We start from the raw sequence: 18719 nt of genomic DNA, 5'->3' as shown, positions 1-18719 counted from the left end.
TTTGGAGGTTTACAAGTGGAGGCACTTGATCGAAAACTTCTTTTGCAAACTCAAGGAGTTCAAGCGTATTGCAATGCGCTGTGACAAGACCGATGCAAGCTTTTGCGCCATGGTCAATCTTGCCGCTACCATTATCAATTCACGATGAATCTCAACAGACCCTAGCGAACACGAATCCGGCAATCGAAGGTCTCGGCCGGTTCGGCGCTGGCATCCCAGGGCTGTGCATAAGTCAGCAGCAGGCGTGCTTCACCGCTTCCAGTCGCCTGGAAACGCCAGGTGGAATGACCAGCGCCACCGACCAGATCGGAGTTTTCAGCGGCACTGTAAACTTCAGGGCCGAGGCTCTTGAGTATGCTCGCGGCATCTTCGCGCACCGCCCAGCGATAACCGGTGGTGGGGTTGCTCGGCAGGCTGAGGATCACCTGCTGGCCGGCGTGCAGGTTGATCGGGCACTGGCTTTGCTCCTGCACGGTGACGCTTCTGGACTGGCTCGCGCAGGCGCTCAACAAGGCTATTGTCGCGAGGAGCGACAGGCTGTGGGAGAAGGTCATCAGTGGCTCCGGTGGCTGGAAACGCTCGTCAGCATAGCCGCTGATGGGCGGCCTGTAACCCGTGCTGCCGTACGACAAGGGTCAATCGACGATGAACAGCCGCGCGCCGCTATTCGTCGAACTGCGGTGCGCCTCGGCCTGATCGGCGACCTGATAGCTCATGCCCGCGGTCATCACGAAGCGGCGACCATCTTCCAGTTCGGTATGCAGCTCGCCTTCCAGGCACAGCAGGATATGGCCCTTGCTGCACCAGTGATCGGCCAGATAACCGGGCGAATAGTCGACCATGCGCACGCGTAGCGCGCCGAACTGGCGGGTTCGCCAGTGGGCTACGCCCGTTTCGCCGGGATGCTCGGTGGCGTCCACCTGGTCGGTAATGCCAAAAGGGATATCGCTGATGTTCATGGGGAGTTTCCGTCGGGAGAGTGTTCAGGGCGTCATCAGGCGCAGCCTGAGCCGTCACTGCCGGGCGACGCTGACCCCTTCGAGGTTGGCGAAGGAGGTGTCCTTGGCGGTGAGCAGGAAGTCGCGCATGAACGGTGCATCGAGCATGTCCGTGCGGATGCCGGCATATAACGTGGCGAACAGCCCCTTGTCGCCCAGGCGCTTGGCGGTCACGTAGCCGCGCGAGCTGTACTCGTGCAGCGCCCAGTTGGGTAGGCCGCAAACACCACGGCCGCTGGCCACCAGCTGCATCATCATCACCGTCAGCTCGGAGGTGCGTACCTGGGCCGGTTCTATATCGGCGGGTTCGAGAAAACGCGTGAAGATGTCCAATCGATCCCGTTCCACCGGGTAGGTGATCAGGGTTTCCCGGGTCAGATCCTCGGGACGGATGAATGGCCGGTTGGCCAGCGCGTGCTGATTGGCCACCGCCAGCATGGCTTCATAGGTGAACAGCGGTACGTAAGTGATGCCGGACAGTTCCACGGGATCGGAAGTCACCACCAGGTCGAGGTCGCCGCGGGCCAGGGCGGGTAGCGGTGCGAAGGAAAAACCGGAGGCCAGATCCAGCTCCACTTCCGGCCAGGCATCGCGAAACTGATCGATGGTCGGCATTAGCCATTGGAAGCAGCTGTGGCATTCGATGGCCATGTGCAGGCGGCCCGCAGTGCCGCCGGCGAGGCGCGACAGATCCCGCTCGGCGCTGCGCAGCAGGGGTAGCACGCTGTCGCACAACTGTAGCAGGCGCAGCCCGGCACTGGTGAAACGCACCGGTTTGGTCTTGCGTACGAACAGTTGCATGCCCAGGCGCTCCTCCAGTTCCTTGAACTGGTGCGACAGCGCCGACTGGGTCAGGTGCAGGCGCTCAGCGGCCTCGACCAGGCTATCGGTCTCACGCAAGGCGTGAAGCGTCTTCAAATGGCGTATTTCGAGCATATGCTGACCTGCGAGATATTCAACTGAGCGCTCTGGAAGATGAGCGCTTTTCATGGGCAGCAGTGTGTCCCAGTGTTCGTTCACTGTCGAGCCGGACTTGCACCGCCCACCTGGCAGGTTTCATCAAACTGTCACCATTGTGTGGCAGCGGGCTTCTGCCGATCACTGCGACACTGCTTGGCTATTCGGTTTATCGCTTATGGAATCAATGATGCGCGTCGTGATTTTTCTGGCTGCCTTGCTGTGCAGCCTGTCGTCCCTGGCGACTGAAACATGCAAGGTCGGCTCGGACGTCGAGCGCGTGTCTCTGCGCGAGGTAAGTCTGGCTTACCAGAGCATCGGGCGCGATAGCGACCCGGCGCTGTTGCTGGTCATGGGCCTGGGTGGACAATTGATCCACTGGCCGGATGACGTGGTGGAGCAGCTGTGCGAGCAGGGCTTTCGGGTGATTCGCTATGACAACCGGGATGTTGGCCTGAGCCGCTGGAATGCCGAGGCACCCACCGTCAACCTGGCCTACGAAGTGCTGCGCTACCGGCTGGGGCTATCAGTCGGAGCGCCTTATGAGCTGCGTGATATGGCCGGTGATGCGCTGGGTCTGATGGATGTCCTGGGCATTCGTCAATTCCATCTGCTCGGCGCCAGTATGGGCGGGATGATCGCCCAGCACGTCGCCGATATGGCGCCGCAGCGGGTGCGTAGTCTGACCTTGGTGATGACCAGCTCCGGTGCCCAGGGGCTGCCGGCGCCGAGCCCTGCGCTGTTGCGACTGTTGTCCCGCCGTGACGCACCCAGCCGCGAGGTGGCGCTTGAGCAGCAGGCCGATCTACTGGCCGCGCTGGGCAGCCCGACGGTGGTGGATGACCGTGCGATGTTGCTGCACCAGGCCGAGGTCGCTTACGACCGTGCCTTCAATCCGCTGGGGGTGGAGCGGCAACTGCTGGCGATTCTGGCCGAGACCAGCCGGGTGGATCTGCTCAACCGCCTGCAGGTGCCGACGCTGGTGGTACACGGCACGGCTGATCCACTGTTGCCGGTGATGCATGGTGTACATGTGGCCGCGCATGTTCGTGGTAGTGAGCTGCGGCTGATCCCTGGGCTCGCCCACCGCCTTCAGGAGCGTTTCAAGGCGCCGTTGCTGGCGGCCGTGCTGCCACATCTGCAGGCTCATCGCCTGGATGCGCAACTGGTGCAGATGTAGGGCTCGACGCTGCCGGGTGCGCTTGCGGAGTCAGGTAGCGCTGCAGTTTGCTGCGCTGCGCCGGGGACAGAAACAGGCCGAGCTTGCTGCGCCGCCAGAGGATGTCGTCTACCTCGGTCGCCCATTCGTGCTGGCGCAGGTAATCCACCTCGCGGGCGTACAGACCGTGGCCGAAGTCTTCGCCCAGTTGATCCGCGTTCTCCACGTCCGCGAGCAACTGCCAGGTACGGCTGCCATAACTGGCGGCCCAGCGGCGTGCCAGCGACGTATCCAGCCAGCCGTGACGTTCACAGAGCGCGTCGATGAGGCTTTGCCGATCCTGCATCTGTTCGCCACCAGGCAGAGGCGCCTCCGCCGTCCAGCGTGCGCCAAGGTTGGGGAAGAAGGGCGCCAACTGCGCCAATGCCGACTCCGCCAGCTTGCGATAGGTGGTCAGCTTGCCGCCAAACACCGATAGCAGCGGTGGTTCGTCACCCTGAGCCGACAACGACAGGGTGTAGTCGCGGGTGATCGCCGACGGCTCGTCCGATTCGTCGTCGCACAGTGGCCGCACGCCTGCGTAGCTGTGGAGGATATCGGTACGGCTGACCGATTCGCGGAAATGATCGTTGACCACCTGCAACAGGTAATCGATTTCCTCGTCGCTGATGCTGACCGTGGCCGGGTCGCCGTTGTATTCACGGTCGGTGGTGCCGATCAGGGTGAAGCGATCGAGGTACGGAATGGCGAAGACGATACGGCGATCTTCGTTTTGCAGAATGTAGGCTTGTTCACCGTCGAACAGCCGCGGCACGATGATATGGCTGCCCTGGATCAGACGAATGCCGTAGGGCGATTGCTGTTTCAGATCGTCGCGGATAAAGCGCGCCACCCAGGGGCCAGCGGCATTGACCAGCGCCTTGGCGCGAATCGAGAACAGGCTGCCGTCGTCTCGTTCCAGGTGTATGTGCCACAACCCCTTGCTGCGCCGTGCGCTGACGCAGCGCGTATGGGTGTGCACGTGGGCGCCGTGCTCGCGGGCGGCCATGGCGTTTAGCACTACCAGTCGTGCGTCATCTACCCAGCAATCCGAATATTCGAAGCCCTTGCTGATCTCCGCCTTGAGCGGGCTGCCCGCATCGAAGCGTAAACCGCGTGAGCGGGGCAGCGCTTTGCGTTTACCCAGGTTGTCATACAGAAACAGCCCGGCACGGATCAGCCAGGCAGGGCGCAGATGCGGGCGGTGGGGCAGGATGAAGCGCATCGGGCTGACGATGTGTGGCGCTTTGGCCAGCAATACCTCGCGTTCGGCGAGAGCCTCGCGCACCAGGCGGAACTCGTGATGCTCCAGGTAGCGCAAGCCGCCGTGGATCAACTTGCTGCTCGCCGATGAGGTATGTCGGGCGAGATCGTCCTTCTCGCAAAGGAACACGGACAGGCCACGACCGGCTGCATCACAGGCGATGCCGGTACCGTTGATACCACCGCCAACGACGGCAATGTCGTAAATCTCGGACAGCGGGCTGGTGGACAAGCTGGATGTGGGCATCGTCAGGCCTCGTGTTGCTTTTGCATTTGAATTCGAACATCTATGTTCATTTTCGAAAATACTAGCGCATGAAGAGTCACGTATCCAGTGAGATTCGATTGAAAAAACTCATCACCGTACGCTGGAATGAAAATACACGAACCCATGACTGTAGCCGTGGAAGGTTCGGGTTGCGTTCGAATGAACGGCGGAGGAGGCAGGGAGCCTCTCGAGGACGATGGCAATCAGCCGTTCCATCGTCCGGGCGCGGGTAGGGAAGGGAAGTGCGATAGCGAGTGAGGGTCAGACCACTTCGAGACGGACCTTGTGCTGATCGAGCAACTGGCTCAGTGCTGGTACCGGCTGCTGGTCGGTCACCAGGCAGTCGATCAGGCTGATGGGGCCGAGACGGATCATGGCGTTGCGCCCGAATTTGCTGGAGTCGGCGGCCAGGATCACCTTGCGGGCATTGGCGATGATCGCCTGGGAAACCCGCACTTCCTGATAGTCGAAGTCCAGCAGGCTGCCGTCGTCGTCGATGCCGCTGATGCCTACCAGGGCGAAATCGACCTTGAACTGGTTGATGAAGTCGACACTGGCCTGGCCTACCAGGCCGCCGTCACGACGAACGTTGCCGCCGGTGAGCAACACATCGAAATCATCCTTGGCACTGAGCATCGAGGCTACGTGCAGGTTATTGGTGATGATCTTCAGGTGACTGTGATTGAGCAGGGCGCGAGCGATGGATTCGGTGGTGGTACCGATATTGATGAACAGCGAGGCGTGATCGGGGATCTGTGCGGCGACAGCTTCGCCGATGCGTTGTTTTTCGGAACGCATCTGATCGGCGCGCATGGCGTAGGCGGTGTTTTCCACGCTTGAGTCATAGGCGGCGCCGCCGTGGTAGCGACGCAGCAGATTGGCGTCCGCCAGTTGGTTGATGTCTCGGCGGATGGTTTGCGGAGTAACGACGAACAGAGTGGCCAGCTCCTCGATGCTGACATAGCCGCGCTCACGGATCAGGTCGAGGATTCGCTGCTGACGGGGAGGCAGATTCATGGGGGATCCTTGGGGCTGCCATGCAGAATTTGCCCATGATGCCGCACGAATCCGCTCACTGCCAGTTACAGCCGGAGACCAATCCGGCCGAGGGCCTATTTGGCCTCGTCGTGGGGTTCCCAGTCGCGGGTACGGCTGACGGCTTTTTTCCAGCCCGCATACAGCTGTTCTTTTTCCGCTTCCGCCAGTTGTGGCTGGAACTCGCGCTCGATCACCGCCTTGCCGCGCAGCTCTTCCAGGCTGCCCCAGAAGCCGCACGCCAGGCCTGCCAGGTAGGCTGCACCCAGGGCGGTGGTTTCGCGCATTTGCGGACGCACCACCTGGGTGCCGAGGATGTCGGCCTGGAACTGCATGAGGAAGTTGTTGGCCACCGCACCGCCGTCTACCCGCAGGGATTTCAGGCGTTCACCGGAGTCCTGCTGCATGGCGTCGAGCACATCGCGGGTCTGATAGGCGATGGATTCGAGGGCGGCGCGGATGATGTGGTCGATGCTCACGCCACGGCTGAGGCCGAACAGGGCACCACGGGCATAGGGATCCCAATAGGGCGCGCCCAGGCCGGTGAAGGCCGGTACCAGGTACACGCCATTGCTGTTCTTGACCTTGCCCGCGAAGTATTCCGTGTCGTAGGCGTCGTTGACGACCTTCAGCTCATCACGCAGCCACTGGATGGTGGATCCGCCGTTGAAGATTGCGCCTTCCAGAGCGTAGGCCACTTCGCCGCGTGGGCCGCAGGCGATGGTGGTGAGCATGCCGTGCTGGGATTTCACCGCCTTGTCGCCGGTGTTCAACAGCAGGAAACAACCGGTGCCGTAGGTGTTCTTCGCTTGCCCTGGTTCGACGCACATCTGGCCGAACAGCGCTGCCTGCTGGTCGCCAGCGATACCGGCAATGGCGATGCCGCTCTTGGTGTGGCCGTAGATTTCCGAAGACGACTTCACTTGCGGGAGCATCTCCCGCGGAATGTCCAGCACCTCCAGCATTTTCGCATCCCACTCCAGTGTGTGGATGTTGAAGAGCATGGTGCGCGCGGCATTGGTGTAGTCGGTGATGTGTGTCTTGCCGCCGGTGAATTTCCAGATCAGCCAGCTATCGATGGTGCCGAACAGCAGCTCGCCGTTGCGGGCGCGTTCACGGCTGCCTTCGACGTGATCGAGAATCCATTTGAGTTTGGTGCCGGAGAAGTAGGGATCGGTGACCAGGCCGGTGGTTTCCTGAATGTATTCCTCCAGGCCATCACGCTTGAGCTGCTGGCAGATTTCGGTGCTCCGGCGGCATTGCCAGACGACGGCGTTGTAGATCGGCCGGCCGGTGTTCTTGTCCCAGACGACCGTGGTTTCACGCTGGTTGGTGATGCCGATCGCAGCCACCTGGTCGTGATGCAGGCCGGCCTGCGCCAGCGCTTCGACCATCACCGCGCTCTGGGTCGCGAAGATTTCCATCGGGTCGTGTTCGACCCAGCCGGTTTGCGGGTAATGCTGAGTGAACTCACGCTGGGCGATGCATACCACGTTGGCGTCGCGATCGAAAATGATCGCCCGGGAGCTGGTCGTGCCCTGATCGAGGGCAATGATGTAATTCTTGTTTTGAATGTCGGTCATGTCGATTGCCTTGGACGAATGAGCGGAGGGTGAATGGCGAGCGATCCGTTCGAGGATCGCGCGTCGTTGGATTCAGGAAACTTTGACGTCGCTAACGGCGGCCCGTTCTACCGCGGGGGCGTCTGTCGCGCTGGGCAGATGCCGGGCAATCATGCCACGGTAGACCGCTGCGCCCAGGCAGGCACCGAGGATCGGGGCGAAGATCGGCACCAGGAAGTATGGAATATCACGGCCGCCAGTGAGCGAGATCTCGCCCCAGCCAGTGAAGAACGTCATCAGCTTGGGGCCGAAGTCGCGAGCCGGATTCATCGCGAACCCGGTCAGCGGGCCCATCGAGCTACCGATCACAGCGATAAGCAGGCCGATCAACAGTGGTGCCATCGGGCCGCGAGGCAGGCCGTTGTTGTCATCGGTCAGGGACATGATCACCCCCATCAGGACTGCGGTGATCACCATTTCCACCATGAACGCCTGGCTGGTGGACAGTACCGGATTAGGAAAGGTGGAAAAGACCGAAGCCAGCTCAAGGCTGGCCTGGGAGCCGCGAACCATCTGGTGGGCTTGTTCGAATTCGAAAAACAGGCCGCTGTACAGTGTGTAGACCAACAGGGCAGCGCAGAAAGCGCCAGCGATCTGGGTGAGGATGTAGAACGGCAATTTACGTTTTTCAAAACCGGCGAAGAGCCACAGAGCGATGCTCACCGCAGGATTCAGGTGCGCGCCGGAAACACCGGCAGTCAGGTAGATCGCCATGCTGACGCCGATCCCCCAGATGATACTGATCTCCCAGAGACCAAAGCTTGCACCAGCGACCTTGAGAGCGGCAACGCATCCAGTGCCGAAGAAAATGAGCAGCGCCGTGCCCAGAAACTCGGCCATGCATTGGCCCGATAGTGATGGTTGTCGTGGAGCAGCTGTCATGGTGAACCTCGATTTTTGTTGTTGTATGGCGCTGTTGCAGAGCAGGGGCGAGACCTCCAGAGGGCGCCGTTTGCAAAATCGCCATGGCTGATGGGAGTGACGGTGATGCCACTACAAAATGTTCATTATCGAAAAAAATATATACAAATAATGAGTATTGTCAAAAAATGAACGTTGTGGGGCGGTCATTTTTTTCGATACCAATCGTATGCATGGTTCAATAAGTCAGTGGCGCGAGTGATAGGTTCCATCGTGGCGCACGATTCAAGATCCGCGTTTCAGGATTGAAACAGAGCTTTTTGCTGACGAGCGGCGCTAGAATCGTTGCGATCTGTTTTGCTCTTACCTTTCGCCTGGAGCTGCCATGACCCCTGCACTGGATCTGTTGAAAAAGGTTCGCGCCGAACATCGAATCCACAGTTACGAACATGATCCCAAGGCGGTGTCCTACGGCCTGGAGGCGGCGGAGAAGCTCGATCTCGATCCCGCACAGGTATTCAAGACGCTGCTGGCCAGCAGTGAAAAAGGGGAGTTGCTGGTGGCGGTGGTACCGGTCGTCGGAACGCTGGATTTGAAAGCGCTGGCCCAGGCGGCGGGTGTGAAGAAAGTCGATATGGCCGCAGTCGATGTGGCGCAGCGGGCAACCGGCTACCTGGTCGGCGGTATCAGCCCGCTGGGGCAGAAGAAGCGCCTGCGTACTTTCATCGACAGCAGCGCCCTCGATTTCCCTCGCATCCATGTCAGTGCCGGGCGTCGTGGGCTCGAGGTCGAACTGAGCGCTGAAATCCTCGCCCAACATACGCAGGCGCAGTTCGCTGTCATCGGTCGATAGTCTCGAGCCCCTGACCGGTTCAGGCGTCCTCTGCGGCTGCGCGATGATCATCGATGCTGTTGGCCATTGGGCCGCCTCCTCGTGGTGGCGGTAATTGCTACCGTTTCACCGCGAGCGGTGAGTCACCCGCGACCTGCTGAAAGCCTGACTCAGGGAATGTGATGTCGCACGCGAAACTGTGCAGTGAAACGATTGCGTGCTGCAGCCTTGAAGCGCACGCGTGGGCGGGGATTGCGCGTCCCTGTATGATCGGAATCAGCTTGTATGGAGTCGCTGATCTGGTCGGCATGCAGGTTGGTTTTTACGGTGACCTTGAAGCGATCGCCAGACACTGACACGGTCAGCCGCGCGTAATTTCGACCATGTGCGTAGTGCGCCATGAGTGACTGGCTGGCTGGATGCGCTACAACGGGTGCGCAGCGAAGATTGATCGCGCTCGGAAACAGAAGCAGGAGGCTTGCGGGCGATGAAAGGATTTCGGTGGGTGGCAGGCAGCCTGTTGACTGTTGCGATGCTGGGCAGTACCTGCCTCAGGGCCGAAACCCTGGTTATGGAGGCAGACGTCTGGTGTCCGGTCAATTGTGCTCAGGATGCCGAGCGGCCTGGCATCTTCGTCGAGTTGGCCAGGGAGATCTTTACCGAGGCGGGTATCGAGGTGGAGTACCGCGTCACCAACTGGGCGCGTGCGGTGCAGGATGTGCGTAACGGCCGAGTCAACGCGCTGGTCGGCGCTGGCATTCGTGATGCCCCTGATTTCATTTTCGGCGATGCAGCGCCCGGTATTTCCCGTAACTGTTTCTACGCTCGTGCCGACAGCGCCTGGCGTTATACCGGCCTGGCATCCCTTGGGCAGATTCGCCTGGGAGTGATCAATGGTTACAGCTATGGCGAGGAGATCGATGGCTACATCCATCGTCACCAGAAGAATCTGGATCGTCTACAGTTTGCCGCTGGTGAGCAGGCGCTGGCGCTGAACGTGCGCAAGGTCGAGCTGGGGCGCCTCGACGCGATGCTGGAAAACACCTGGGTGATGTCCATGTATCTCGATCAGCACGGCAATGCCGGTGATCTGATCGAGGTCGGTTGCCGAGTGCCGGATGTGCCGATCTATATCGCCTTTTCGCCCGTGCTTTCCTCCAGTGCCCGCTATCGCGATATCTTCGACGAAGGTGTGCGCCGCTATCGCCAGGATGGCCGCCTGAATGCCCTCTTGCAGCGCTACGGGATTCGCCCGGAACGTTGATATTTTCCTCACTGTTACGCCACATTGGGGGCTCGCTGTATCGCAACGGACGGTGCAGATGCAGACATGCTGACCCTTCTCGCTCGCCGACAGGAGTTATCCTCATGCCCCTCGAGTTCCATCAGGTCGATGCGTTCAGCGACCGGCCTTTCGCCGGTAACCCGGCTGCTGTCTATCGTCTCGAGTACTGGCTCGATAGCGCGTTGATGCAGCAGATCGCCGCCGAGCACAACCTGGCTGAAACCGCGTTCGTGGTGAAGGAGGGGGCGGCCTGGCGCATCCGCTGGTTCACGCCGACGGCCGAGGCGCCACTGTGCGGGCATGCGACGCTGGCCAGCGCCCATGTGCTGTTCGAGTGCTACGGCGAGCCCGGTGAGCGCATCGACTTCGTGTACGCAGGCGGCATGCTGGCAGTGAGCCGCGAAAAGGATCGCCTGGTTCTGGACTTCCCGTGCCAGCGGCCAACGCCCATCGCCGTGCCCGAGGGTTTGGCCGAGATCCTTGGGCAGACTCCAGTCGCCGTACTGGATGCCCCGCAATTGCTGGTGCTGCTCGAATCTGAAGCTGCGGTGCGCGCCTGTTGCCCCGACCTACGAGCGTTGGCCAGGTTACCCAGGGATGCAGTCATCGTCACTGCGCCGGGCCAGGCTGTCGATTTCGTGTCACGCAACTTCGCCCCGGCAGTCGGTATCGACGAGGATCCGGTGACCGGCTCCGCCCATTGCATCCTCACGCCTTATTGGACGCAGCAGTTGGGCAAGAGTGAGTTGAGCGCCTACCAGGGCGGCAAGCGCGGCGGGTTTCTCTGGTGCCGCCTGGACGGGGAGCGGGTGAAGATCGCCGGCCATGCCTACCTGGTAAGTAGCGGCCGACTGCACCTCGACATCTAGTCGTTTCGTTCCAGTATCGAGGGTGCCGCCACGCTGCCCGCTGCGGCGAACGCGACCAGGTGATCCGCAGCGATTCGAATTCCGACCTGTTCGCCGGGCTGGTGATCGGCATGGCTGGGGAACAATGCTTCCAGCTGGCAGCCGGTGGGCAATTGCAGGCGGTACAGGGTCGCGGCGCCCAGGAAGCTCTTGCCGACGATCAGCGCCTGTTGTGAACTCTGCGGGTCGTGGACGATATCGTCCGGGCGCAACAGCACGTCCACTGCACTACCGACAGGCCAGGCATAGGCGCGATTGCCGCGGATGCTGCCCAGTTCGGTGTGCACCTCGTCCGGCGCTTGCAACTGGCCACGAATGAAGTAACCCTGGCCGATGAAGCTGGCGACGAAGGGGGTCTGTGGTTCGTGGTAGAGGTTGAACGGCGTGTCCCATTGCTCCAGATGCCCGGCCTTGAAGACGCCGACCTGATCGCTGACGGCAAAGGCTTCTTCCTGATCGTGAGTGACCAGAATCGCGCTGGTGCCACGGCTCTTGAGAATGTCGCGCACTTCATGGCTGAGGCGCCGGCGCAACTCGCCATCGAGGTTGGAGAACGGCTCGTCGAGCAGCAGGAGTTGCGGGTTGGTGGCCAGTGCCCGAGCCAGTGCCACGCGCTGTTGCTGCCCGCCGGACAGTTCGTGCGGATGGCGTTTGCCCAGGTGATCGAGCTTCACCAGTTCCAGCAGCTCACGAGTGACCTGGTCGCAGTCGGCCTGCTTGCGGATGCCGAAGGACACGTTCTGCGCCACGCTCAGGTGCGGGAACAGGGCGTAGTCCTGGAAGACCATGCCGATACGGCGTTTTTCCGGCGCAAGGGTGAAACCCGGGCTGGAGATCACTTCGCCAGCCAGGCGGATTTCACCTTCCAGCACCGGCTCGAAACCGGCGATGGCACGCAGTGTGGTGGTCTTGCCACAGCCGGATGGGCCGAGCAGGCAACCGATGTCGCCCGGATTGAGGTGCAGGTTGAGGTTCTGCACGATGCGCTGCTCACCGTAGCCGCAACCCAGGTTACGCAGGCTCAACAGCATCGGCTGGCTCATGCGTGGTGATACGCCGGTTCGACGAGGAATTCGAGCAGCGCCTTCTGCGCATGCAAACGGTTTTCTGCCTGATCCCAGGCGGCTGAGCGAGGGTCATCGAGCAGATCCACGCTGATCTCTTCGCCACGGTGGGCAGGCAGGCAGTGCAGGAACAGCACATTGTCATCGGCCGCATCGAGCAGGGCGCGGTTCACCTGGTAGGGCGCGAACAGCTTGTGGCGCTCGGCGATTTCCTCTTCCTGGCCCATGGACGCCCAGACATCGGTGCTGACCAGATGAACGCCGGCAACCGCCTCACGCGGGTCGCGGAAGATCTTCACGCGCTCGCCCGCTTCGGCCAGCAGCGCGGCGTTCGGCTCGTAGCCTTGCGGGCAGGCGACATGCAGTTTGAAGTCGAACTGGATGGCGGCTTCTATATAGGAGTTGCACATGTTGTTGCCGTCGCCGATCCAGGCTGCGGTCTTGCCGACGATGCTACCGCGCTGCTCATGGAAGGTCTGCATGTCAGCCAGCAACTGGCACGGGTGCAGATCGTCCGACAGGCCATTGATCACCGGCACGCGGGAGTTGGCGGCGAATTCGGTCAGGGTGCTGTGGGCGAAGGTGCGGATCATGACCGCGTCGAGCATGCGCGACATGACGATGGCCGAGTCGCTGATCGGTTCGCCGCGGCCCAGCTGGGTATCCCGTGGCGACAGGAAGATGGCCTGGCCACCGAGCTGGATCATGCCGGCTTCGAAAGACAGGCGGGTACGGGTCGAGGCCTTCTCGAAGATCATGCCCAGCACACGATTTTTCAGCGGCTCGAACAGCACGCCGCTATTGCGCAGGCCTTTCAGCTCCATGCCGCGTCGGATCAGGCCCACCAGTTCATCCGGTGTGCAGTCCTTCAGCGAGAGAAAGTGTCTTGCGCTCATCGTTAACTACCTTTTGACAACTGGGCGCAGGCTCCTTTTTTCACGGAAAAACGGGAGAACCTGCGGCTGGGGGCCGCACAGTGCGACGAAACGGGGAAGCCGCCGATCTTATAAGTAAATGACGCCTACGCGCAAATCCGCCCGGACTGCCAGGTGTGACGCCCTGATCGGCCTGCCGGCGGCGCCTGATGCACCGCCCTGATGGGCCGGGGATTCACGGCGATGAGGCTGCTGGTGTGATGACCTTGAGACGCCCATGATGGCGACTCGAACAAGAAGACGAGGCTGGCCATGACCACGACCCTCCATCACCGTGCGTGCCATCTGTGCGAGGCCATCTGCGGCCTGACGCTGGAAATCGAGAGCGATACTGGCGGTCAGCCTCATGTGCGCTCCATCAAGGGTGACCGCGATGACCCTTTCAGTCGCGGCCATATCTGCCCCAAGGCCGTGGCATTGCAGGACATCCAGAACGACCCGGATCGCCTGCGCCAGCCGATGCGCCGTATTGGCGAGCGCTGGGAGGTGATCGGCTGGGATGAAGCCTTCAAGCTGGCGGCAGAGCGTCTGGCCGCGGTTCAGGCCGGGCATGGGCAGAATGCGGTAGCGGTCTATCAGGGCAACCCCAGCGTGCACAATTATGGACTGATGACCCACAGCAACTACTTTCTCGGCCTGCTCAAGACGCGCAATCGCTACTCTGCCACCTCGGTGGATCAGTTGCCCCACCATCTGACCAGCCACCTGATGTACGGCCATGGCTTGCTGATCCCCGTTCCCGATATCGATCACACCGACTTCATGCTGATCCTCGGTGGCAATCCGCTGGCGTCCAACGGCAGCATCATGACCGTGCCCGACGTGGAAAAGCGCCTCAAGGCGATCCAGGCGCGTGGCGGCCGTCTGGTGGTGATCGACCCGCGGCGCAGCGAGACCGCCGCGACTGCCGATCAGCATCTGTTCATTCGCCCAGGGCAGGACGCCGCGTTGCTGCTGGCAATGCTCAGCACCCTGTTCGAGGAAGGGCTGGGCCGAGCCAGCCATCTGCCAATCGCTGGCCTGGATGAGGTGCAGCGAACCGTGCTGCCGTTTACCGCCGAACTCATGGCCCCGCGCTGCGGCGTACCGGCGTCGGCGATACGCCAGTTGGCGCGCGATTTCGCCGCCGCGGATCGAGCGGTCTGCTATGGCCGCATGGGCGTATCCACTCAGGCATTCGGCACGCTGTGCCAGTGGCTGATACAGGTGATCAACCTAGTGACCGGCAATCTCGACCGAGTCGGCGGGGCACTGTGCACCGAGCCAGCGGTGGATCTGGTGGGGACGACGTCCGGGGGGCATTTCGATCGCTGGCAGAGCAGGGTTTCCGGGCTACCCGAGTACGGCGGTGAACTGCCGGTGAGTGCGCTGGCCGAGGAAATGCTCACCGCTGGGGACGGGCAGGTGCGCGCGCTGATTACCGTGGCGGGCAATCCGGTACTGTCGACGCCCAACGGGCGTCAGCTGGAGCAGGGGCTCGAAGGCCTGGATTTCATGCTCAGCGTGGATCTGTACATCAACGAAACCACCCGCCATGCCGACCTGATCCTGCCATCCACTGCGCCGCTGGAGCATGACCATTACGACACCACGTTCAACCTGTTCGCGGTGCGCAACGTCACCCGCTTCAACGAGGCGGTACTGCCCAAGCCGGAGGGAGCGCTGGACGACTGGGAGATTTTCATCGGTCTGGCCAAGGCCTTTGCAGCGCAGACCGGTGCGGTGCTGAAACCCACGCAGACGCCACAGCAGATGATCGACCTGGGGCTGCGTTTCGGTGCTTACGGCGATGGGACGCCGCTCAAGCTCTCGCTACAGAGCCTGCGGCAGCATCCCCATGGCCTGGATCTCGGGCCGCTCGACCCGAACCTGGCGGCGCGCCTGAAAACCGCCGATGGCCAGGTGCAGGCCGCACCAACGCTGTTGCTGGGCGATGTGCAGCGGTTCGCCGCGTACCCCGCCGTCGATCCCGGGCAACTGCTGCTGATCGGCCGCCGCCACGTGCGCAGCAACAACTCCTGGATGCACAACTATCACCGGCTGGTGAAGGGCAAGCCGCGCCATCAGCTGTTGATGAACCCGCAGGACATGCAGCAGCGTGGGCTCAGTGATGGTCAGCGCGTCAGCGTTCGTTCACGGATCGGCGTAGTGGAGGTCGAGGTGCTCGCCAGTGCCGAGATGATGCCGGGTGTGGTCAGCCTGCCACATGGCTGGGGACATGGGCGGCCGGGGGTGCAGATGAGTATCGCCAGTGCGACGCCCGGTGCCAGCGCCAACGACCTGACGGATGAGCGTCTGCTGGATCGTCTGTCGGGCAATGCGGTGCTCAATGGGGTTCCGGTGCAGGTGGTTGCTGCCTGACCACTACCTGGCATGCATATGCAGCATGGCCGAGCATTGCGCTCGGCTTTTGGTTACAATGCGCGCACCGTATCGACCCGTGAGTCGGATAGTCCAGTTCTGAGGTGCCCCCATGGAAATCATCGAAACGATCAAAGAGCAGATCGCCAGCAACACCGTTCTGCTGTACATGAAAGGCGCTCCGAATGCGCCACAGTGCGGCTTCTCCGCTCGCGCTGCACAGGCTCTGATGGGCTGTGGCGAAAAGTTCGCCTACGTCGACATCCTGCAGAATCCGGAAATTCGCACCAACCTGCCCAAATATGCCAACTGGCCGACCTTCCCGCAGTTGTGGGTGGGCGGTGAGCTGGTCGGCGGCAGCGACATCATCAGTGAGATGTACGAAAAGGGCGAACTGCAGACCCTGATCAAGGAAGCCGTGCAGAAAGCCGGCGCCTGATCGTCTGACGACTCCGAATCCGCAGCCAGCGATGGCTGCGGATTTTTTTCGTCTGCAGGAAAGGTGCTTTGGAACTTGTGGCTCTTCGGCACAACGTCAGGGCCGTGGCGGTAGTGGGCATTCGTAGGGTGGATCGGGGCGCGTAGCTGACGCTTCACCTACGCGGCCCGATCCGTCCACCACCACGCGATCGCAATGGTGGATGAAAAAAGCGTCATCCACCCTACGGCTGCTTTCGCCTTGGCTTGTGCATTATGCAGAAGCGGCTGATGCCAAAGCGCCAATCGATCAGCCTAGGGCGGCGTTACATCCAGCACTCGAATGCAGCCAGGCTGTGGATAGTGCCAATGTACGTCGACATCCCACAGACGTACGCCGTAGCGGCGCTCCGGCTGCGGTTGCTGGTAGGCCGGGCGTGGATCCTGGGCGAGGCACTGTTCGATCAGCTCGACCAGGGGCTCGTTCAGGCGCAGGCCGTGTTCGCGGGCCTGAGCCAGTGCGCTGTCCTGCCACTGCACCTCGATCCTGACGGGAGCCTGCGCAGCGATATGGTTATGGGCGTCGGGCACGCTGTCCGCGTAGGGCACGTAGGGTTTGATGTCGAGCACCGGGGTGCCGTCGAGCAGGTCGATACCCGACAGCCACAAGCGCCCGCTTTCGACGCGATCGAGGCGTACCACCGATTGGCCGATGCCATTGGGACGATGGGTCGCCCGGGTCGCGAATACGCCTATGGCGCGGTTGCCGCCCAGGCGTGGTGGACGAACCTTGAGTCTGGGCTTGTCTTCCAGGGCCTGGTGAAAAAGAAACAGCAGCCAGACATGGCTGACCTCTTCCAGACCCTGCAGCGCATCGCCCTGATCGAACGGCGCGCACAGCTCGAGCACGCCACGCGCGGCGGGCGCCAGTTGTGGCTGGCGCGGAATGGCGAACTTCTCCTTGAAGCAGGAGCGCACATAGCCGATGGGCGAAACCTGATAGCTCATGGGGTATCAGTCACGCAGGCGCTGGGTCAGGCCCTTGAGGAAGTTACGCAGGAACTGATCGCCGCAGGCCCGGTAGTTACTGGTGCCTTGCTTGCGAAACAGCGCGCTCATTTCCGGTTTCGACACGGGGAAGTCGACACTGCGCATGATGGCGTGCACATCGTCCTCCTTCAGCTCGAAGGCCACCCGCAGCTTCTTCAGCACCTGATTGTTGGTAACCGGCAGTTCCAAGGCCGGTGCCGGGCGACTGTCATCCTTGCCGCGCTTGAAGTACACCAGGCCGTCCAGGGCATGGGCCAGCAGCTCGTCGCTGCAATCCTGATAACCCGGCTCGTCATCCTTCTTCAGTACCGCCGTGATCTCTTCCGCGGTCACCGTTTTGCCGCCTAGCTGAACGATCTCGGCCAGTTGTGCATCGCTGACATCGAGCATATAGCGCAGGCTGCGCAGCACATCATTATTGAGCATGAAAATTCCTGGTTGAAGAGGCCCACGCCAGAGGGCGAGGCCGGAAGAATGGGCTGTTAGAACCTGTTCAAAGCCTTGCGAGCTAGAGTAATGCAAGGCAAAACAGGCGAGGAAGCGCAGTTTACTGTTGTAAATGAGCATTCCGAGCCTGTTTTAACGCCGCAGTGCCGACGCGCAGCTGGCTTTGGCAGGTTCTTAGAAACGTTCTTTGGCGCCCAGATACCGCCACTGCCCGGGCTGCACCTTGGACATCGGCACGCCGCCGATACGGATGCGCTTCATGCCCAGCACCTTGAGGCCAACGCTGTTGCACATGAACACCAACTGACCCGGTAATGGGTTCTTCAGGGCAAAGCGTAGGCGGGTTTCGTTCTGCCAACTGACTTTGCAGGGCGGCAACGCGGTGCCGTTGAAAACCAAGCCATGGTTGAGGCGTTTGAGATCGCGCTCGGACAACTCACCGCTGACTTCGACCACATATTCCTGCTCCAGCTTGCTCAGATCCTCTTTGAGCTTGCGTTCGATACGCCAATCCTGAGTCAGTACATGCAGGCCATCGGCGCCTGCTTGCAGGGGAATGCACGGGGTCAACCGGTCGAAATGGCCTTTGACTGTTCGTAGTTCGGAGCGATCCTCGGGCCAGCGCTTGTCCGGGGTCACTTCTTCGGCCGCCCGTTCCGGGAAACGCCCGCTGGGCACATTCAGCAGCAGGGTGACCGGTTCCTGAGGTTGCGCCACGGCATCCGGGAGCAGTACGACCGTTTCGTCCTGCACCTTGCGCTGGGGCTCATCGACGATTTCGCCGTCGACAGTGACCCAGCCGCCCTCGATATACAGTTCGGCCTCACGGCGTGAACAGCCGGTCAGTTCGATCAGGCGTTTGGAGAGGCGTAGGGGTTCGGTCATGGCAGGACATCGTCAGCGAAGTGATGCCCATTGTACCGCCGTGAGGCCCACGATGCGCGCGGCATGAAGAAAGCCGGGCAGGGCGCCCGGCCTGCAGGTGCTGCCGATCAGAAAATCAGCGAGAAGATGCCGATCACGACCAGCAGGCCGATGATGAAGATGATGCCGATGGTGCTGCCGAGGAACTTCAGCATGGGAGCGACTCCTGTTTTGTCCGTTCAGTATTGGGACTGGAGCGCAGTTGGCATCGTTCAGGCTAAATCTGCACCTGCGGCCATTGCGGCCGCAGGTTGATTGGGGTCGGCAGGATTTCGAAAACGGTCGTTTCGATAG

At 61.4% G+C, this 18719-nt stretch carries 19 protein-coding genes and 1 pseudogene; 8 read left to right on the top strand and 12 right to left on the bottom strand.

The features are described 5' to 3' along the window. Positions 1-148, top strand: a pseudogene (locus DNK06_RS03540) (IS5/IS1182 family transposase); the annotation flags it as partial. A 13-nt stretch (positions 149-161) separates the two neighbouring features. Here DNK06_RS03540 and DNK06_RS03535 read toward each other — a convergent pair. From DNK06_RS03535 to metR, 3 genes are all read right to left on the bottom strand, one after another. Beyond that, positions 162-554 carry a protease inhibitor I42 family protein gene (locus tag DNK06_RS03535; RefSeq protein ID WP_131178650.1) on the bottom strand — a complete coding sequence of 131 codons (393 nt, stop codon included), beginning with the start codon at positions 552-554 and terminating at the stop codon, positions 162-164. A gap of 81 nt (positions 555-635) precedes the next feature. Beyond that, entirely contained in the window at positions 636-959 is a 324-nt protein-coding gene (locus tag DNK06_RS03530) for a DHCW motif cupin fold protein (protein ID WP_131178649.1), read from the bottom strand. 54 nt (positions 960-1013) lie between these two features. Then, positions 1014-1934 carry a transcriptional regulator MetR gene (gene metR, locus DNK06_RS03525; protein ID WP_131178648.1) on the bottom strand — a complete coding sequence of 307 codons (921 nt, stop codon included), beginning with the start codon at positions 1932-1934 and terminating at the stop codon, positions 1014-1016. Between the two features lie 211 nt (positions 1935-2145). On the opposite strand from metR, the gene DNK06_RS03520 reads away from it, so the two are divergent. Then, positions 2146-3135, top strand: a complete 990-nt coding sequence (locus tag DNK06_RS03520; RefSeq protein ID WP_131178647.1) for an alpha/beta fold hydrolase — start codon at positions 2146-2148, stop codon at positions 3133-3135. On the opposite strand, the gene glpD is transcribed toward DNK06_RS03520, so the two are convergent. From glpD to DNK06_RS03500, 4 genes are all read right to left on the bottom strand, one after another. Continuing rightward, entirely contained in the window at positions 3059-4663 is a 1605-nt protein-coding gene (glpD, locus tag DNK06_RS03515) for a glycerol-3-phosphate dehydrogenase (protein WP_131178646.1), read from the bottom strand. The two genes, DNK06_RS03520 and glpD, sit on opposite strands and share 77 nt — an antisense overlap. Positions 4664-4945: 282 nt before the next feature. Next, entirely contained in the window at positions 4946-5701 is a 756-nt protein-coding gene (locus DNK06_RS03510; RefSeq protein WP_131178645.1) for a DeoR family transcriptional regulator, read from the bottom strand. A 95-nt stretch (positions 5702-5796) separates the two neighbouring features. Beyond that, the gene (gene glpK, locus DNK06_RS03505) at positions 5797-7302 is read right to left on the bottom strand and encodes a glycerol kinase GlpK (RefSeq protein ID WP_131178644.1); all 1506 of its coding nucleotides are present in this window, start codon (positions 7300-7302) and stop codon (positions 5797-5799) included. 72 nt (positions 7303-7374) lie between these two features. Continuing rightward, positions 7375-8223: an MIP/aquaporin family protein gene (locus tag DNK06_RS03500; RefSeq protein ID WP_131178643.1), complete on the bottom strand. Its 849-nt coding sequence runs from the start codon at positions 8221-8223 to the stop codon at positions 7375-7377. Between the two features lie 364 nt (positions 8224-8587). Here DNK06_RS03500 and ybaK point away from each other — a divergent pair, with 364 nt between their 5' ends. From ybaK to DNK06_RS03485, 3 genes are all read left to right on the top strand, one after another. After that, positions 8588-9055 (top strand): Cys-tRNA(Pro) deacylase, encoded by a 468-nt coding sequence (gene ybaK, locus DNK06_RS03495; protein WP_131178642.1) that lies wholly within the window; start codon positions 8588-8590, stop codon positions 9053-9055. 466 nt (positions 9056-9521) lie between these two features. Further along, entirely contained in the window at positions 9522-10298 is a 777-nt protein-coding gene (locus DNK06_RS03490; protein ID WP_131178641.1) for a substrate-binding periplasmic protein, read from the top strand. A 104-nt stretch (positions 10299-10402) separates the two neighbouring features. Further along, the gene (locus DNK06_RS03485; RefSeq protein ID WP_131178640.1) at positions 10403-11188 is read left to right on the top strand and encodes a PhzF family phenazine biosynthesis protein; all 786 of its coding nucleotides are present in this window, start codon (positions 10403-10405) and stop codon (positions 11186-11188) included. On the opposite strand, the gene DNK06_RS03480 is transcribed toward DNK06_RS03485, so the two are convergent. After that, positions 11185-12270: an ABC transporter ATP-binding protein gene (locus tag DNK06_RS03480; RefSeq protein ID WP_131178639.1), complete on the bottom strand. Its 1086-nt coding sequence runs from the start codon at positions 12268-12270 to the stop codon at positions 11185-11187. The two genes, DNK06_RS03485 and DNK06_RS03480, sit on opposite strands and share 4 nt — an antisense overlap. Further along, positions 12267-13187 carry an ornithine carbamoyltransferase gene (gene argF / locus DNK06_RS03475; protein ID WP_131178638.1) on the bottom strand — a complete coding sequence of 307 codons (921 nt, stop codon included), beginning with the start codon at positions 13185-13187 and terminating at the stop codon, positions 12267-12269. Before argF ends, DNK06_RS03480 begins: the two co-directional genes overlap by 4 nt. Positions 13188-13478: 291 nt before the next feature. On the opposite strand from argF, the gene DNK06_RS03470 reads away from it, so the two are divergent. Beyond that, positions 13479-15587 carry a molybdopterin oxidoreductase family protein gene (locus tag DNK06_RS03470; RefSeq protein WP_131178637.1) on the top strand — a complete coding sequence of 703 codons (2109 nt, stop codon included), beginning with the start codon at positions 13479-13481 and terminating at the stop codon, positions 15585-15587. Between the two features lie 112 nt (positions 15588-15699). Then, positions 15700-16026, top strand: coding sequence for a Grx4 family monothiol glutaredoxin (gene grxD, locus DNK06_RS03465; RefSeq protein WP_131178636.1), 327 nt, complete (start codon positions 15700-15702; stop codon positions 16024-16026). A 293-nt stretch (positions 16027-16319) separates the two neighbouring features. On the opposite strand, the gene tsaA is transcribed toward grxD, so the two are convergent. The 3 genes from tsaA to DNK06_RS03450 all read right to left on the bottom strand — a co-directional run bounded on the left by tsaA (position 16320) and on the right by DNK06_RS03450 (position 18386). Then, on the bottom strand, positions 16320-17012 hold the full coding sequence (gene tsaA, locus DNK06_RS03460) for a tRNA (N6-threonylcarbamoyladenosine(37)-N6)-methyltransferase TrmO (protein ID WP_131178635.1): 693 nt from the start codon (positions 17010-17012) through the stop codon (positions 16320-16322). Between the two features lie 6 nt (positions 17013-17018). Further along, a complete protein-coding gene (locus DNK06_RS03455) occupies positions 17019-17480 on the bottom strand; it encodes a YehS family protein (protein ID WP_131178634.1) in 462 nt (153 codons plus the stop codon). Between the two features lie 195 nt (positions 17481-17675). Beyond that, a complete protein-coding gene (locus DNK06_RS03450) occupies positions 17676-18386 on the bottom strand; it encodes an rRNA pseudouridine synthase (protein ID WP_131178633.1) in 711 nt (236 codons plus the stop codon). A 63-nt stretch (positions 18387-18449) separates the two neighbouring features. Between DNK06_RS03450 and DNK06_RS03445 the strand changes: the two genes are divergently transcribed. Beyond that, positions 18450-18680 carry a hypothetical protein gene (locus DNK06_RS03445; RefSeq protein WP_131178632.1) on the top strand — a complete coding sequence of 77 codons (231 nt, stop codon included), beginning with the start codon at positions 18450-18452 and terminating at the stop codon, positions 18678-18680. The last annotated feature ends 39 nt before the right edge of the window (positions 18681-18719 follow it).

This window comes from Phytopseudomonas daroniae (genome assembly GCF_004327285.1).
Classification (GTDB): domain Bacteria; phylum Pseudomonadota; class Gammaproteobacteria; order Pseudomonadales; family Pseudomonadaceae; genus Aquipseudomonas; species Aquipseudomonas daroniae.
This window is presented reverse-complemented; position numbering and strand designations above follow the sequence as displayed.

Bases quoted from the DNA above. Each gene is read 5' to 3' on its own strand.
- grxD (WP_131178636.1), top strand. From the start codon at position 15,700: ATGGAAATCATCGAAACGATCAAAGAGCAGATCGCCAGCAACACCGTT.
- DNK06_RS03480 (WP_131178639.1), bottom strand. From the start codon at position 12,270: ATGAGCCAGCCGATGCTGTTGAGCCTGCGTAACCTGGGTTGCGGCTAC.
- glpK (WP_131178644.1), bottom strand. From the start codon at position 7,302: ATGACCGACATTCAAAACAAGAATTACATCATTGCCCTCGATCAGGGC.
- ybaK (WP_131178642.1), top strand. From the start codon at position 8,588: ATGACCCCTGCACTGGATCTGTTGAAAAAGGTTCGCGCCGAACATCGA.
- DNK06_RS03455 (WP_131178634.1), bottom strand. From the start codon at position 17,480: ATGCTCAATAATGATGTGCTGCGCAGCCTGCGCTATATGCTCGATGTC.
- metR (WP_131178648.1), bottom strand. From the start codon at position 1,934: ATGCTCGAAATACGCCATTTGAAGACGCTTCACGCCTTGCGTGAGACC.
- tsaA (WP_131178635.1), bottom strand. From the start codon at position 17,012: ATGAGCTATCAGGTTTCGCCCATCGGCTATGTGCGCTCCTGCTTCAAG.
- DNK06_RS03490 (WP_131178641.1), top strand. From the start codon at position 9,522: ATGAAAGGATTTCGGTGGGTGGCAGGCAGCCTGTTGACTGTTGCGATG.
- DNK06_RS03445 (WP_131178632.1), top strand. From the start codon at position 18,450: ATGAAGAAAGCCGGGCAGGGCGCCCGGCCTGCAGGTGCTGCCGATCAG.
- DNK06_RS03530 (WP_131178649.1), bottom strand. From the start codon at position 959: ATGAACATCAGCGATATCCCTTTTGGCATTACCGACCAGGTGGACGCC.
- glpD (WP_131178646.1), bottom strand. From the start codon at position 4,663: ATGCCCACATCCAGCTTGTCCACCAGCCCGCTGTCCGAGATTTACGAC.
- DNK06_RS03500 (WP_131178643.1), bottom strand. From the start codon at position 8,223: ATGACAGCTGCTCCACGACAACCATCACTATCGGGCCAATGCATGGCC.
- DNK06_RS03520 (WP_131178647.1), top strand. From the start codon at position 2,146: ATGCGCGTCGTGATTTTTCTGGCTGCCTTGCTGTGCAGCCTGTCGTCC.
- DNK06_RS03535 (WP_131178650.1), bottom strand. From the start codon at position 554: ATGACCTTCTCCCACAGCCTGTCGCTCCTCGCGACAATAGCCTTGTTG.
- DNK06_RS03470 (WP_131178637.1), top strand. From the start codon at position 13,479: ATGACCACGACCCTCCATCACCGTGCGTGCCATCTGTGCGAGGCCATC.
- DNK06_RS03450 (WP_131178633.1), bottom strand. From the start codon at position 18,386: ATGACCGAACCCCTACGCCTCTCCAAACGCCTGATCGAACTGACCGGC.
- DNK06_RS03510 (WP_131178645.1), bottom strand. From the start codon at position 5,701: ATGAATCTGCCTCCCCGTCAGCAGCGAATCCTCGACCTGATCCGTGAG.
- argF (WP_131178638.1), bottom strand. From the start codon at position 13,187: ATGAGCGCAAGACACTTTCTCTCGCTGAAGGACTGCACACCGGATGAA.
- DNK06_RS03485 (WP_131178640.1), top strand. From the start codon at position 10,403: ATGCCCCTCGAGTTCCATCAGGTCGATGCGTTCAGCGACCGGCCTTTC.